This is a genomic window from Motilimonas eburnea, from assembly GCF_021295345.1.
GTDB lineage: Bacteria > Pseudomonadota > Gammaproteobacteria > Enterobacterales > CBDFNC01 > Motilimonas > Motilimonas eburnea.
The window spans coordinates 22,343-38,067 of sequence record NZ_JAIMJB010000012.1; the positions used below are offsets into that span (position 1 = coordinate 22,343).

Sequence of the window (15,725 nt, forward strand, 5' to 3'; positions counted from 1 at the left end):
CTATTGGTCCTTCTGCTGCATCGCGGCTTTCACTTGTGCCGGTTGGATCACATCGCCGGTATTGTTGCCCCAAGCATTACGCTCATAGCCAATCACCGCAGCGAGTTCTTTTAAGGTTAACTGTTTGGCGAAGGCTTGCATTGCCGTGCCCGACTTGCCATTCACCACTATGTCTATGTGCGCGGCGACATCTTGGGTCACCATTTGGCTGCCTTTTAATGCGGGGAACACGCCAGCTAACCCTTCACCGTTAGGCTGATGGCAAGCCGCACAGTGCTTGTTGTAAACCTGCTCGCCCAATTGCATCATTTCGTCCATATCCATGCTCATGGCCAACATGGTTTGCTCTTCGGCCTTGGCCTCTATCGCTTTTTGTTGCTGCGCAGCCAGCCATAGGTCAAATTCCTCTTGGGGTTTGGCAATCACCACAATCGGCATAAAGCCGTGATCTTTACCGCACAGCTCGGCGCATTGACCGCGATAGATGCCCGGCTCGTTAATGCGAGTCCACGCCTCATTAATAAACCCTGGGTTGGCGTCTTTCTTCACCGCAAAAGCAGGTACCCACCAAGAGTGGATAACGTCTTCAGAGGTCACCAAAAAACGTACCTTTTTACCCACCGGCAACACCAAGGGGTAATCCACCTCAAGCAGGTAGTTTTCACGTTTCTTTTTTTGGTTATGAATTTGATCTTGGCGGCTGGCCAGCAAACTATAGAACTCAACATCGTGGCCAAAATACTTGTAATGCCATTTCCACTGCGAGCCGGTGACTTGGATGGTTAAATCGGCATTGCTCGGATCTTCCATCGCTATCAAGGTTTTGGTGGCGGGGATCGCCATACCAATCAAGATCACAAAGGGAATTGCGGTCCAAATGATTTCAACCTTGGTATTTTCATGAAACTGCGCCGCTTGTGCGCCTTTGTCTTTGCGGTGGTGAATAATGGCCCAAAACATAGCGGCAAACACCACCAAGCCAATCACGCAGCAGATAATAAAAATCGTCATGTGCAAGTCATACACTTGCTGACTGATGTCCGTTACCCCTTCGGTTAGGTTAAACGGCATAGATTTAGCGCTCACCTGCGTTGCATACAGCATGCTACAAACAAGCAAACAACCCCACTGCCAACGCAGCAAGCATAGATTAAGCTGGCTCACATGACCTCTCCTCTGTCATCGCCAACGGTGCAAAGGCAAGATCCCCCAAACTAGCACCGAATGCTGTGAGCTTATAAACGCCAATCAATAAAGGCCGAAATGGCATTGGCGCGTGGCTCACTTGATCCAAGTAAAGCAGCTTTTAACAGTTTGTAAAACTTATGTTAATTTTTATCAGCGAGAAAAAAGGGCGTAGTCGAGAGGTTAAAAAATATCCAGTTCTAGATTAGGGAAAAAGCAATGTAGATTTTATTAAAACGACATCTTAACCATATATTTCAATATTTTAATGTGTATATATAAACCACTGATAAGTCTTGATTCAAGTTTGATAGAATGAACAACTTGCTAATTGATAATAATGGAATAGATCAAAATGCCACTGCAAAACCGCGCTTGCCGTTTAGGCGCTATCGCTTTACTGACGCTATTGATATCGGCCTGTGCCGCGAACGACGCCCCTGTCACGGCGGAGCAAACGACTCACCCCACTCCCAAAGAGCAAGTCACCACACAAATCACGGATGACGCTTTGTCGCCAAGTGTCATAGCAGCACTGCGCTTTGCTCGAAATCTAGGTTTAGGAGAGCTCACTTTATCACGGCTTAAACAAAAACTAGACGCTATGGCCATAGAGCAACCAGAATTAGCAGAGACAGTTAAATATGTATTAAAAAATGCAAATTCAGAAGATTTAGAGCTGGGTTTTGCTAAAGTTTATGCTCGCTATATACCTTATGAAGCTCTAAATGAACTAGCCAATAGCTCAGAAAAAGGGTCAACTCAGCGTATGTTTCATTACATCCGCGACTCACTTATGCAAGCCCAAAAAATTGATGACAAAGAATTTTTACGTATTTTTACCGCTGATGAATTAAAAGAAATAGAACAATTCGCCCAAACCAAAGGGTTTAAGGCACTGTTAGCACTAAATCACCCTACCATTCAAGCTGCGATTGAATTAAGCGGTGAAGACTATGGCGAACGACTAATGCAAGAATACATTAACAAACAACAATAGCCCTTCCACTCGCTGGCACCTTATGGTGCTAGCTCGCCCTTTTAGCCGTCATAACAGTAGTAACAAGCCGCTGAATAAGGTGCATGAAGCTTATTCAGCGATTCACGCCCCTCCCTGCCTTTATCCCGTCCACTCAAACCACACATTTCCTTACAATCCCTAACAAAAGTGCCACGATTTCAAACGGTTTTTAGCGGCCAATCTTCCTATGCTGTCAACTCAAGGTTAATAGCAAGGAGCAGCAAACAATGAAATTTTCTCAAGTAGGTACTATCGCGTTAATTGGCCTATCGTTAGGTCTATATGGTTGCGGTGGCAGCGACAGCAAAAAAGCTGTCAAAAAGGTGGAAGACAAGGTGAAAGAGGCGGTTCTGGATGGCATTTGGCAATCGCAAACCCATGGTTTTTATCTTGATATCAATAATGAACAGTTTACCGCTTACGATGTAACCCCTTCATATTGCATAAAAAGCCTGACCTTAAGTGCGTTTGAATATGAGGTGATCAAGCAATCTTCTGTGTTTAACCAGGTGGATGAGATCGCCGTCGATTTCAATGACATTAAAATCGTGCCGATCAAGTTTAACCGTGTTGAAAAATTGCCCGAGCCTTGCCAAAGCGAGCATTTGTTAGACCACCAAAGTGACGTGTTTAACCCCCTCGCTACGTTTAACCTGTTCTGGGAAACCTACCAAACCCACTTTGCTTTTAACCGCTTCAAGCGTGTTGACTGGGTAAACGATTACCAAGCCTACAGTAACCGCATTAGTGCAGACGCCACGCCACCGGAAGTGATTATGCTGATTGATGAAATATTGGCCGAGCTAAGAGATGGCCACAGCAGCTTTGTTTATGCGCAGGGCGAGGATATCAGTTATGACCCACGGGGTGAGTTAGAGCAAAGCATCTATACCTCGTTTTATGAGCAAGATGACATCGACGATGTAGATGACTATTTTGCTATCTGGATGCAAGCGCACCATCAGACCCGCGCCACGTATTTTGAGCCCAGTTTTGCCACCTTAGCCCCCCATAATGGCAAGCTGCAACTGAATATGCTGCAAGACAATATTGCCTACCTTAACGTTAGCGATATGCACAGTATCATTGGCGATGCGGGCCTGGAAGATGTTGAAATAGCCGATGATGTCGCTGCTATTCATGACATCATGAACCAGATGATCCCAACCATTAACGGTAGCCAAGGTTTGATCTTAGATTTACGCCTTAATGGCGGAGGCCATGATCATGTTGCAATGCAGTTGTTCTCGCACTTTATTGACGCAGAAACCGTGATTGGACGTAAACGCATCAAAACCGATGATGGTTTTACCGAATTCTTTGATATTAAGGTGAAGCCCGCACCAGGCGAGCGCTACTTAGGCCCTATCGTGGTGCTGACCAGTGAGTACACCGCCAGCGCTGCCGAGGTGTTTAGCTTAGCGCTATTAGCCAGAGACAAGGTGACTTTTGTTGGCGAAAACACCAATGGCTCGTTCAGTGACAGTTTGCCGAAAACCTTACCTAACGGCTGGTCTTTTGCCTTGTCTAACGAGCAATACCAAGACATCAAGGGCAACGACTATGAGTCCATCGGCATTCCAGTGCAGCACAGTGCGCCATTATTTGCGCCTGAGAAAATCGAACAAGGGATCGATGCAGGTATCGAGCAAGGCATCGCGATTTTGAAGTAATAACCGAACGGGCATTTTGTTTAAGCTGACTGGCCGTCATTGTATATTGACGATGCGGCTAGTCGGCTTAAACGCTAAACAATATCCCCACCGTGAAACAGGCACTCATACACTTTCTCTTGCAAAAAGAAGATCTGCTCACGGCCGCTAAACCAATTGAAATCCCCCTCGACCAAACAATGATAGGTGTAATCCCCTTGCGCAAATAACTGCGGCCCGCGATAAGGCAAATGGGTTTCAACGGCACTTAACGCCTGCTTTAGAAAGTCACTGGAAAAACGAGTTGATAGCACGCGCCCAACATAATTCATCGCCCAAACCGGGGTATCATCCAGCCAGATTGCTTCTTCACCCACAAACTTTTCATTCCCCAAATAAGTATCCAAGTAAGTTAACTGGCCTTCCTGATAACGCAAATCATGAGAGCCGAGGCGACAAGAAGCCACTTCAGCCCCTTTACCGGCGTAAGTTTTTACCTTGGCTCGACATAAAAATGCGATAAGTTGCTGTTGCTGATAAACCTGCTTAGCCTGCGCAGGCGTGCAATCATCGCTGCCATGAATAAGCACATCCAGCGGCACACCAAACACATTACTCAACCGAACCAGCTTTTCCAGCTCAGGCACGGCTTCACCCGATTCCCACTTCGCGACCGCTTGCCTTGACACCGCTAACCACTCAGCCAGTTGCTCCTGAGTCAGCCCGTTCGCCTTACGTAACCTGACAATCTCACCCTTAAGTTTCATACGCTTTCTCCTTTTAAGGGTTATCTTACTCGCCTTATAGAGCGGTGCTCTATCATGCTAGCGTTGCGTTTTGGCAACCGTTGGTTGCTTTATTACAAATAAAACCTATTGTATGGCATCACTGCGTTGATCCTTGATAAAACTAGCCAGTTCAGCAAAGTCTTTAAGTAGACCTTCGGGGTCGGTGTCCGTCCACTCATAAACCCCAAATAGCTCAAGACTTCCATCAGGCGCCTTCATAGATTGCGCTAGATTGCCTATTTCGCCGACACCTTGATGAACAAGAAAAGGGATGGCAAACATCCTATATTCACCTAAGGATAGATCATACTGATTAAGCATCTCTACAGGCCAATTGATATGCTCACCAAACGCCCCCTGAATAAATGTTGATGGAACGTGAATACGCGACTTGCCATTAGCGACCAGATTTAAAGCCGTCGGATCATTAACGTTAACGAGCGCATACATGGCCAGCCAAGGTGTTGTGCCTTTTTGATTAATCAGATATTGAGGCTCAACGGCAGTACCGCTTGAAATAACGGCGTTAAGGTTAACCATAGAAAGCAGGCCGCTCATTTGTGCCTGTGTTAAATCAATTTGATTGACCGACTGCTTGGTGATGCCGGCAAAGTACATATGCCTCCATTCAGTCGCAGACATCCCTATGGTCTCGCTCATTACTCACTCCTTGTTTCGCTCAATAGATAGGCAGCATATCATTACAGCCTATAATATAATGACAAACACTTAGGCTAATTTTTTGCGAGTGTGAATACATGAAATTATTTGTATTCATTAAACATCTCACGCTCTTGTTCGGTGATATCACAAGCTTCCCAGTTGATAGCTTCACAAATTAGATTAATCCGAGCGCAGCCCTCATATACGTTTATATGCCACAGCTTGTCGGGCAATTCATCATAGAAATCTACATGTATCATATCGACAAGGCTAGATTTTGACCTGCGTGTGATATCAGCTTCAAACACTGTGTACAGTGGTAATTCATCCGAGGGCTGATCCACACAGAATTTTGTTGGCTTACAGCACTCTACTACTACCTTTTTCCTGATACCGAACACGTAGAATGTCAGCGTTACCACACAACCATTTCTGCCCGTTTTAATGCTGATATCCAAATCAGCATTAGCAAGCCACTTTGTACAAATTTCTGAAAGGTTATCCATATTAAAATCCAAATGAATAATAACGCCGTTTATGAATCAGCTTTAAACAACTCGCCTGCCAAGCTGGCATTACCGAAGGTTCCCCAGCCATCACTTTTTGCACCATAAGGATTAGATATGTCATTCAATCGCTTTTGGATGTCAATAATCGTGGCGTATGCCGGAATGACCAAGATAAAACAATATAACGTCCAATCAGACGTTTCTTCATCTTGCTCTAAGGAACATTCAAATCCGAGCGGCTCAATTAATGGTTTTAGTAACGCTCCAATTTCAGGGTTTGGAACCGCGACAAAAAAGTCTATTTCCATTGGCTTGGATAAATTAGAACCATGCTCCCTAAGGTTTATCAATGACATTCCGTCTGCATCTTTTGGGATACTTTCCATATTCATTTCATCCTCTTCTAATAGTAGCCCTCGTCCAACTCAGACGCGGCGACTGCCAGTTACATTTAATCTTTTAGTCGATCATTCACTTAGGAAAACAGCTCATGCTGACAGGCCTCATTTGACCATTTAAATTAAACGCGACTTGTTGCCAGCTAGTTGCACCATTCGCATGATCTAACAACTTTATCACTCTACTATTTATCTCTGCCCAATTGAATTCTTCCAGGATCAAAGTTGGCGACATGAAGGTATTAACAGCACGAGATAACAGTGCGTTTGGTGAAGCCACATAAAACTCAAAAAACACACTGTCTACTTCATGCCCCTCAAAACAAACATCAACTTCAACTCTCACATCGAATCTTTCCCCATCTTTCGGAAGCTCTGCCCCTACCGGATTTAGCTCATCACTATAAATTCTTAATAGCTTTAATTTCATCGCTCAATTCCAAGTTAAACTAACGCTGTGCAATAGGGCTGACCATTGTGAGGTTCATCTCTCATATTGCATATGAATTAATGCTACCGGTTCAAGATTAACCCCCTCTCTTTGCTCAATAGCATAGGGCTTGAAGCCAAGCTGGGTATACATTAGCAGCGCACGCGTATTGTAATTAAAAACAGAAAGACGTGGCGTAGCTTGGTATTCATTCATACAAACCTCGCACATATATTCGGTGATCCTCTTGCCAAGCCCTTTGCCTCGCCACGCTTGTGAGACTAGAACATTTCCGATGAAAGCACTCTCTTCAGGGCAAATATGGTATAGATTAGCAAAACCAACCACTTCACCGTTTGCTATCGCGACCGTAAAATTTGAGCGAAGCCTGAACAGCTCATCAAGCTGGGCTGAGTCGAGCGGGTAACGCCCTTTGGGATAGAACAAGTAGAGTTCTTCAGGCGATGAAACCATATCAATGATTTGGTCATAATGAGCCGTTGTAGCAGAACAAAATTTCATTTAATCCCTCCTAACTCACCTGTAATTTCAATATTCCCATTACTTGTTATGGTCAACATGGCGTTTCCCCCCATACCATGAGTAATATAGCCGAACATAAGCCCTGTTTTAGCCACGCCGTTTAGCGAGAGCTTGTACTCTACTCCTCCTTCATATTTAAAACGAAAATACTCGGTGACTTCTTCTCCCGGCGCGATAGGCGGAAAGTGATAAGTGCGATCTCTTTCTTTTAGCACCAAATCGGTTACCTCAAATGCAGAGTGATTGAAAACCGTCACTACGCTTACGCTAACGATATACATGACAGAGAGCACACCCAATATCGCCGCAGGGAAATTGAATAGCAAGATCCCCAGTAAAATACCCACTTGTTTGATGGGATAACAATGCCCACTTTTTCGTGCTTGTAGCCCGTACACCATTAAGCAACCAAGGCCAGCGATGAACAGCACCAAACCTACCTGAATGTTGTAGATACCAGCCTGCATAAGCCAATCAGCTCGGCTAACGAGCCATGAAACAAAAATAAGACCGCCAGTCATTAACGGCGTTAATCCGCAAACCAATGCAAGTTTGTACCAGATGTTCATATCAAACAGAGCCACCCTTTCCCATCATTAAGGTGAAAACACGCGCTAAATTGAGGCCTGAAGCGAACGAGCGTAGAAGGCAAAAAAATTAATCACATAAAAGTCAATAATATTTTGCAGTGTACATACCTTTCTGGCAACCTAATGCTTTGAAAATAATAACTTAGTTTATTGCTTTAGGGATATTTTCCTGCGCTAAAGCTTAACTAGGCATTTACGTAGCAACAGACAACAAGGAGCAAGGATGAGTATTGAAGCAAGGCTCAGTGAGCTGGGTTTAAGCTTACCTAACGCCAGTGATCCTCAAGGTAGCTACTGCAATTGTGTCCGTACGGGTAATTTACTGTATGTATCAGGTAAGGGGCCTGTAGCCGGTTTAAGTGTGGTGCCTAAGGGCAAGCTGGGCCAAGAGTATACAGTGGCACAGGGGTACGATTTTGCTAGGGCAACGGGGTTAGACATTTTAGCCGCCGTCAAGCTGGAGTTAGGCTCATTAGACAAGGTGGCTCGCGTGGTTAAGTTACAAGGCTTCGTCAATGCAACCGCCGACTTTGAACAACATCCTAAGGTGTTAGATGGCTGCTCAGACCTGATGGCGGATGTGTTTGGCGAAAAAGGGATACATGCACGCTCGGTGTTTGGTGCCCTATCGGTCAGGGGCAACTTGCCCATCATCATAGATTCAATATTTGAAGTCGCAGATTAACCCAACCGATCTGCACACGGGAGTGAATATGCATATCCAACAAGTCGCTGCAACAGATTTAGAAAGCGTCACCCGTCTGGTGGCAGCAGTAGCAAAAACCGACATATTGCCGCACTTTAATCAGCAAGGGCAGCAAGAATTTAATGAGCGTGCATTGCCCGATCTGCGCAATGTGTTTGAGGGCGATAACTTCCTTGCCGTTAAGGCCGTGGCCGATGGCAAACTACTTGGCTTTGCCGCCCTGCGTGACGGCAACTATTTGACCCATTTATTTGTGGCCAATGAAGCCCGTGGCACAGGTCTTGGTCGAGAATTACTCCAGCATTTGTTAGCAACCACAGCGAGTGAAATCAGGCTACGCTCTTCGGTCAACGCGGTTGGCTTCTATCAACATAACGGTTTTGTGGCCACCGGCGAGGAAGCCGAGTTTAACGGCATTCGCTTTGTGCCTATGTTGTTATCGCCTGTAGGATCGCCCAATGCTTGTCCAACGACTATCGAATAACATTCGAATAGCCATTGGACGGCACAATGAAAAGACTTGAGATTACTTATCCATGCAGTTGGCGTAATAAGTCACCGTGGCTGGCCAGTCAGAGAATACACCAATGACTCCGACTTGTTGAGCCAGCACATCCAGCACTTCAAAGGTGTCACCCTCGTTGTCGATAGCGTTAGCGATGGACTGGTGATACCAACCACCGTTGGCTTTACTTAACAGGCCTGAGCGCTCTAAAGTCCAGGTGATGATTTTCAAATCTGCCGCTTTAGCCGCCTTGGCATACTCAGATGGCACTATGTTGTTATTGCTATCTAGAGCTAATAAAACCCATAACGGCGGGGCAATAATTTTAACGCCATCTGCGGTCAGCTGCGCCATTGAGGGCGACCAAGTATTGGCATCTTGCGGATCAAAATCGGCTAAATCGTAGCGATCGTCAAGGTAAACGGCTTGCTGCGCAAACTCCGGCGCGTTGGCAATCCAATATTTAACATCCTCTAGATTAAACGACTGCGGGTAAACATCGGTTGGAGCCACGCCCGCCGCGGTATATTCGTTAAGCATCTTTTGGGCATAATCTTGTTGGCTAAAACCATCGAACGGCATTTCGACACTGGCTGATTTCAGTTCGGGCGTCATTTTCACTCCTGCCGCTTTAAACATGGCGATGCTTTGAGCATGAGTCATTAGTGTGCCCTTAGCCGAATAGAGGTCAGTGCGCCATGATGGTGTGCCAGCCATAAACTCGGCCACCGTGGTTGCATTTAGGTTACTGCCGTCCATCTTGCCTTCTAAGGTGAGAAACTCATCCAAGGTAATGTCACTGGTACAACAGGTGGCACTGGCGGCAATGCCATTGGCTGGATCAGCAGGTGAAAATGGCACGCTACACTTGCTGGCCAACTCAGGCACAGCCAAAATATTGGTGGTGGTGGCTAAGTCACATTGCGAATGACGGCAAACCAACTCTTTGTCTTTGGTAAAGGTAACATCACATTCCAGTATTCCCGCACCGGTATCGATGGCGGCTTGGTAAGACTCTTTGGTGTGTTCAGGAAATTGCATGGCTGCGCCGCGATGACCAATAGAAAAATCACTGCGGTAAAACGGCCCTGTTTTGCATTGTTCTAACTTAGTCTTTAGCGCACTGTCCTGCATTTCTGCCACTAAAAATAACGGACGCGGGCCAACAGTAACCTTAGTCGCTTCAGCTGGCTTAACTGAGCCTTCTTGCTGTGCGCTAGATGCGACCTTGTCGTTATCATCGCACGCACTCAGTAGCAGCGCGCCACTTAACACTCCCAACACGCCCCATTTATTTGTCCCGTTGATTAACATAGTTTCGCTCCATGACCTGATTCAATCGATAATTGGTAAACCATGGCCAAGCTAAGTGATTAATATGACGACACTAACAACTACGCATGAAAGTTTTTTTAGTTTAACTGAGTGGTTTAATTGTAGCCATGATGCGTGGCTCAAAGAAGCGCCTTTACCATGCTGATGATGAGCTTTAATGTCAAAGCAGCAAGCAAACTTTGATTAACTGCACGTGACAACGATAGAAATAACAAGGGGCTAAACCTAGCCCCTTGTTCGTTTCAATTACGTTAATCAATTAACGCTGGAAAACGGTTTCCCCTCGGCTAATGGTTGCCTGCACTTGAAGATCTTTTAAGGTAGCGGGTTCAACTTTTAGCGGGTTTTTATCCAAGATGATTAAGTCCGCATTTTTACCCACTTCTAAGCTGCCTTTGGTTGCCTCTTCAAAATGTTGATAGGCCGACCAAATGGTCATGGCTTGCAACGCGGTGTAAACATCCACCCGTTGATCTGGGCCTATCACCTTGTTGGTGCGGCTGGTGCGATTGACCGTGGCATCTAAAACGCGAAATGAACTCGGCAACGCCACTGGGGCATCATGGTGCGACGTGAACATGAGTCCAGCATCGCGCACCGCTTTGGTTGGCGAGATAAAGTTCGCTCTAGGTAGCCCCAATACCGATTGGGTATGCCAATCTCCCCAATAGAAGGTATGCATTGGGAATAATGAAGGGAAGATGCCTAATTCGGCGAGGCGAACGATTTGATCTTGGCGTATGGTTTGGCCATGGATCAGCACCGGGCGACGGTCTTTTTTACCTAGTTTTTCATTGGCTTGGGCAACCGCATCAATGAACTGCTCGATAGCGGCGTCACCATTTGAGTGGGTTAATACCTGCCAATTGTTTTTAAACGCGGTCTCAACATATTGATACGCTTGCTCATCTTTAAAGGTTGGGTATCCGGCGTAAGTTTTAGTTTGACCATGTGGCGGGTGGAAATACGGCTGACTTAGCCAAGCGGTTTTACCTTGTGGAGAGCCGTCAAAGTTAAGCTTTACGCCGCCGATGCGAAAATGGTTGGTGTAATTGGGCGAATTATATTCCGAGCTCATAAAGTCGCTACTGGACACCATGTCGGCGTAAGCCACCAAGTCTATCATTAGCTTACCTTGCTGCGAGGCGCGCTTCATGGCTTCATAGCCTTCGGTGGTGGCACGACCTTCTTGCGCTGTGGTGTAACCAAATTCAGCGTACATTTTTTGCGCTGCTGCCAACATTAAGTCTTGCAGCTCCGTATCTATCACCTTAGCCATAGCGAATACCATGGCAAAGTGGGCGTTTTCTTCTAGCACGCCATTGGGCTCTTGGCTGCCATCCATTCTACGGATCACCCCACCCTGCGGGTTGTTAGATTCTGCGGTGATCCCAGCCAGCTCCAGCGCCTTGCTGTTCGCCACACTCAGATGACCGGAAGTATGAATAATCAATACCGGCAGCTCGGTGCTTACCTTATCGAGATCGGCCTTGGTGGGGTAACGATCAAGCTGAGCATCGTCATAGCCAAAACCTAAGATCCAACCGGTCTTTTCAATAAACTGACGTTGGGTGGGATCTTGATCCGCGGCTTTTAAAATTTGCACGATTTTATCGACCGAGTCAGCATCGCCATCGGGCGAAGGCAACACATTCGCCACCATGGCCTGCAGGCCAACACCATAAACATGACTGTGGGGATCAATAAAACCGGGCAGCAATGTCCTGCCAGCTAAATCGACCAGTTGGGTTTTACCAAACTTGTGCTGCATGGCTTCTTCTTTGCTACCCACAAAGATGATCTTTTCACCTAAAGTCGCAATGGCTTGGGCATATTGCGGACTGTCACCCGCCATGGTGAGAATATCGCCGCCAAAATAGATTTTGTCCGCAGCAGTCACTTGAAGTGGCTCAGCAACAGCTTGGGTTGATTTGTTAGGCTCTGATAGACAGCCGGCCAAGACAAGGCTAGCAAGGGTTAGCGGGATCCACTGCGATCTCATAGGTCTTCTCCGTCTAAATACATGATTAAGTTGCTTACTAACATGAGCCATAGGGCTAAGACCGCTTTAACTCGCCCCCATCGCTCACAACACAGCAAGTATGTCTAATTTATCAATAAAAACAAAAACCTCTACCTTTGTTATCGCGTTTTGAAAAAAATGAGTAGTTTGTACTAAGCGCATTTTCATGGCCATCAATAGTCAAAAAAATCCGGAGGCGATGGCACTCCGGATGTTTAGTTTCTTGCTTGAGCGATTACCCACTCAACATAACCATAAGCTGATTTACTTGGTTGGCATTGGCAATATTTCAAACATGCCATCGAACTTATCTAAGGTTGCCGCTAGTTGACCCAGTAATGCGGCGTCCCCTTTTACACTGGCCTGTTTTGACTTAAATAGCTCGTCTAGTGTGGTTTGACCTAACACCACTTTAGTAAAGTCCGCCTTATCGATGATAAGTTCAAAGTCCACTTTTGGTAGCTCATCCACTTGTATATTGGCCATATTGGCATTGGAAACTTCGCCGTAGTAACGCTCTTCAAGATCTGGATGGTACACGCCAAAGTTGAAGTTTAGCCCTGCCGTTTCCGCTTTGGGTGCATTTAAGGTAACAGCAATATAGTCTAAGAACATGCCCGTTGGCGTGTTAGCGATGACATCGGCAGAGGCTAACTTAATCGACTCTTGGATTTCGCCGGTACGAAGTTCAACCGCGCCTTGTAAGTAGCTGTTACGCCATGCCATTGTTTCTGATTGATAACCTTGCTGCTCAAAGCTGTCTGCTAACGCAAAGCGATAGGTAATATTGTCTGGATCACACTGCACCAAATCGTTAAACAGCTGAGAGGCCTCTTGGTATTCGCCAGCTTTAAAGTGTGCTTGACCCGCTTTGTAAAGCACATCTGCCCCTGCGGCATTAACATAAACACATGACTTATCTTTGCTCTGCAATGGGTTGGTATTTACCGGGTTCATATCATGGTAGCCAAGGTAGAGGTTAACCACCGCACGCGCATTGTGGCTGTATGAACCGTGGTAACCATTGGTGTGCCATGTATCAAGCTGCGACTGCGGAATGATCTTTTCAATCTCACGGCCCACATCGTGGATGGTTACGCCATGGTTTGCCAAACGCATTGCTTGGTTATGGATAAAGCCATAATTGTCACGTTGCAATGTCATGTATTGCGAGATTTCGTTCACCTCTGTATCCGGCTTGTTCCAAACCGGCGCCGAGTGTGCAGCATGAATATTGTCAACGAGACCACTGTCAACAAAGCGCAATTTCAGTTCTGTTAAATACTTGGTCCACACCAATGAGTCACGAACCTTAGCACCACGGAAGGTATAAATATTGTGCATACCATCGTAGGTTAACTCTGCGGTATTGAGTGAACGATACTTAGGTACATACAAAACAATCTCTGCAGGCGCTTCTGCACCAGGCATATTAATGGCGTGGAAATCTAAACCATCAATATTGATCACTTTCTCACGCTCTTGGATCTCGACCGTGGGCGCAACTAAGGTCACTTCTCCGCGCGAAGTGCCTAAGCCCAGTGCGTTGTCAACGATACCTTTGGTGTTATTGTCTAGGGTGGTGCCATATTGATAATTTGCCCGACGACCCATTGCCGTACCGGCTATCACGTTTTCATCGGCCAGCTCTTTGATGAAGTCTTTCGGCGCATAAATCGGTGCGTCTTTCACAAAGTCACCGGATTCATAAATACCACGAGAGCCACCAAAGTGATCGGCATGCATGTGCGAATAAATCATGCCGGTAATTTTGTGCTCACCGTTAATGGCAGGAAGATGCTGTTTAGCAAATTCCCAAGAAGCTGCAGAGGCTTGACGAGACAACAGAGGATCGTGAATAACATAGCCATTATCAGCGCGATAGATAGTCATATTTGAAAGATCCGCACCGCGAATTTGATAAACGCCGTCGGTCACTTCGTAAAGGCCACCCGCAGCATAATTCAACATGCCTTGACGCCAAATGGATGGGTTAACCGTTGATGGCAAGTCTTGCGGCGACATATCTGCCATGTATTCGAATCGGTTCTTAAGCTCACCCGCCTCATGGGTACCAAACTCAGCAATTAAACCCCGTGTTGTCCGCTCAAAAGCCGATGTATCTTGCCACGGAAGGCGCTTAGCTAACGCAGCGTTAGCAGTAACAGTGTGCTTAGATGCAGGTTTACCTTCGTAGGTATCAATTGAAGCGTAGTCATTAGCGACTGCACCAAACGAAACAACAATAGCAAGAGCAAGTACTGATGGAGTAAAACGCGTTTTCATAAGGAACCTCTTTGCGATTCGGTAATGGGTATGGCGTTACTTTAACGGGTTGACACATATTGATATATAAATGAAACTGTATTCAATACATCATGAATTGTTATGTTTGAGCGCCCATGCTAGCTAATATTGATTTGAATTTATTAAAAGTGTTTGTGGCGGTCTATCGCCATCAATCCATTACCTTAGCGGCAGAGGAAATGGGCCTAACCCAACCAGGGGTAAGCGGATTACTTAAGCGCTTACAACAACAAGTGGGCTGTCCACTGTTTATTCGCGCTGGACGTGGCATCGCTCCAACCCATAATGCGCAAGCCTTGATGCGCCATATTGAGCCGGCATTAGTGCAGATCAGCAATGCTCTGGAAAGCCTAGAAGGGTTTTCAACCCAATTTCCGAGAAAGTTTGTGGTGTATACAACTGAGCCTGTGATGCTGATGATCTTGCCTAAGATAGAGGCCGATACCCGCCTAGGAAATGTCACGATTGAATTACAGCCTACCCATAGTAATGAAGATAAGTTGTTCCAAACATTAAACCAACATCAGGCCGATCTTGCGATCGAGCTTTCTAACTATTCAATGTCTTCCTTTTTCACTGAAGCCTTGTTTGAAGATCAGATCTGTCTCATAGCAAGAAAACAACACCCCAGAATACAAGGCAAAGTCACAAGGCAGCAGTTCTATCAAGAAAAGCATATTACCTTGAAACTGCGCCGAGAAGATGCCTACATGGCCGACTATTTTACCGAAGAAACCATGGATGAACGCCTCGTTGCAGCGGAATGCACTTCATTGGTCTCGCAAATGTCCATGGTCGCGACCAGTGATTGTATTGCTATCATGACAGCCAGTATCGCGAGCTTGTTTGCCGATAAGCTGGATATTCAAGTTTTACCGCCGCCATTTACGTCTAAGCCAGTAAAATATCAGCTACTCGCTCACAACAGAGAGAAAAAAAGCCCTGCCAATATTTGGCTCAGAGATAAGATTCGCGCTTACTTTTAGCAGTGTGAACGCAATAAGAAGATTAGCGGTATGAAAGCCTATCAATCAACTCATAATGGTTGATTAATAGGCCATGGTTTTTTC

General features: G+C 45.9%; 16 protein-coding genes. 5 read left to right on the forward strand and 11 right to left on the reverse strand.

The window, feature by feature from the left end:
* Entirely contained in the window at positions 1-1,104 is a 1,104-nt protein-coding gene (gene coxB, locus K6Y21_RS12890; protein WP_432757995.1) for a cytochrome c oxidase subunit II, read from the reverse strand.
* A gap of 436 nt (positions 1,105-1,540) precedes the next feature.
* Between coxB and K6Y21_RS12895 the strand changes: the two genes are divergently transcribed.
* Positions 1,541-2,185, forward strand: coding sequence for a hypothetical protein (locus K6Y21_RS12895; protein WP_233072254.1), 645 nt, complete (start codon positions 1,541-1,543; stop codon positions 2,183-2,185).
* A gap of 248 nt (positions 2,186-2,433) precedes the next feature.
* Positions 2,434-3,879 (forward strand): S41 family peptidase, encoded by a 1,446-nt coding sequence (locus K6Y21_RS12900; protein ID WP_233072255.1) that lies wholly within the window; start codon positions 2,434-2,436, stop codon positions 3,877-3,879.
* Positions 3,880-3,953: 74 nt separating this feature from the next.
* Here the strand turns inward: K6Y21_RS12900 and K6Y21_RS12905 are convergent, their stop codons facing one another.
* From K6Y21_RS12905 to K6Y21_RS12935, 7 genes are all read right to left on the reverse strand, one after another.
* Positions 3,954-4,625: a DUF5680 domain-containing protein gene (locus K6Y21_RS12905; RefSeq protein ID WP_233072256.1), complete on the reverse strand. Its 672-nt coding sequence runs from the start codon at positions 4,623-4,625 to the stop codon at positions 3,954-3,956.
* Between the two features lie 105 nt (positions 4,626-4,730).
* Positions 4,731-5,306: a hypothetical protein gene (locus tag K6Y21_RS12910; protein WP_233072257.1), complete on the reverse strand. Its 576-nt coding sequence runs from the start codon at positions 5,304-5,306 to the stop codon at positions 4,731-4,733.
* A gap of 104 nt (positions 5,307-5,410) precedes the next feature.
* On the reverse strand, positions 5,411-5,815 hold the full coding sequence (locus tag K6Y21_RS12915; protein ID WP_233072258.1) for a hypothetical protein: 405 nt from the start codon (positions 5,813-5,815) through the stop codon (positions 5,411-5,413).
* Between the two features lie 29 nt (positions 5,816-5,844).
* Positions 5,845-6,210, reverse strand: a complete 366-nt coding sequence (locus tag K6Y21_RS12920; RefSeq protein ID WP_233072259.1) for a ribonuclease E inhibitor RraB — start codon at positions 6,208-6,210, stop codon at positions 5,845-5,847.
* Positions 6,211-6,289: 79 nt separating this feature from the next.
* Complete coding sequence (locus tag K6Y21_RS12925; protein ID WP_233072260.1) at positions 6,290-6,646, reverse strand: Imm8 family immunity protein; 357 nt, start codon at positions 6,644-6,646, stop codon at positions 6,290-6,292.
* A 54-nt stretch (positions 6,647-6,700) separates the two neighbouring features.
* Positions 6,701-7,168 (reverse strand): GNAT family N-acetyltransferase, encoded by a 468-nt coding sequence (locus K6Y21_RS12930; protein WP_233072261.1) that lies wholly within the window; start codon positions 7,166-7,168, stop codon positions 6,701-6,703.
* Complete coding sequence (locus K6Y21_RS12935; protein WP_233072262.1) at positions 7,165-7,773, reverse strand: hypothetical protein; 609 nt, start codon at positions 7,771-7,773, stop codon at positions 7,165-7,167. The genes K6Y21_RS12930 and K6Y21_RS12935 overlap by 4 nt, the downstream gene beginning before the upstream one ends.
* A gap of 229 nt (positions 7,774-8,002) precedes the next feature.
* Here K6Y21_RS12935 and K6Y21_RS12940 point away from each other — a divergent pair, with 229 nt between their 5' ends.
* Together K6Y21_RS12940 and K6Y21_RS12945 are read left to right on the forward strand one after the other, a co-directional pair.
* Positions 8,003-8,464, forward strand: a complete 462-nt coding sequence (locus tag K6Y21_RS12940; protein WP_233072263.1) for a RidA family protein — start codon at positions 8,003-8,005, stop codon at positions 8,462-8,464.
* 28 nt (positions 8,465-8,492) lie between these two features.
* A complete protein-coding gene (locus K6Y21_RS12945; RefSeq protein WP_233072264.1) occupies positions 8,493-8,969 on the forward strand; it encodes a GNAT family N-acetyltransferase in 477 nt (158 codons plus the stop codon).
* A gap of 42 nt (positions 8,970-9,011) precedes the next feature.
* Here the strand turns inward: K6Y21_RS12945 and K6Y21_RS12950 are convergent, their stop codons facing one another.
* From K6Y21_RS12950 to K6Y21_RS12960, 3 genes are all read right to left on the reverse strand, one after another.
* Positions 9,012-10,304, reverse strand: coding sequence for a glycerophosphodiester phosphodiesterase family protein (locus K6Y21_RS12950; protein ID WP_233072265.1), 1,293 nt, complete (start codon positions 10,302-10,304; stop codon positions 9,012-9,014).
* Positions 10,305-10,584: 280 nt separating this feature from the next.
* A complete protein-coding gene (locus K6Y21_RS12955) occupies positions 10,585-12,327 on the reverse strand; it encodes an amidohydrolase (protein ID WP_233072266.1) in 1,743 nt (580 codons plus the stop codon).
* 285 nt (positions 12,328-12,612) lie between these two features.
* Complete coding sequence (locus tag K6Y21_RS12960) at positions 12,613-14,634, reverse strand: alkyl/aryl-sulfatase (protein WP_233072267.1); 2,022 nt, start codon at positions 14,632-14,634, stop codon at positions 12,613-12,615.
* Between the two features lie 116 nt (positions 14,635-14,750).
* Here K6Y21_RS12960 and K6Y21_RS12965 point away from each other — a divergent pair, with 116 nt between their 5' ends.
* Positions 14,751-15,641, forward strand: coding sequence for a LysR family transcriptional regulator (locus tag K6Y21_RS12965; protein ID WP_233072268.1), 891 nt, complete (start codon positions 14,751-14,753; stop codon positions 15,639-15,641).
* Positions 15,642-15,725 lie beyond the last annotated feature (84 nt).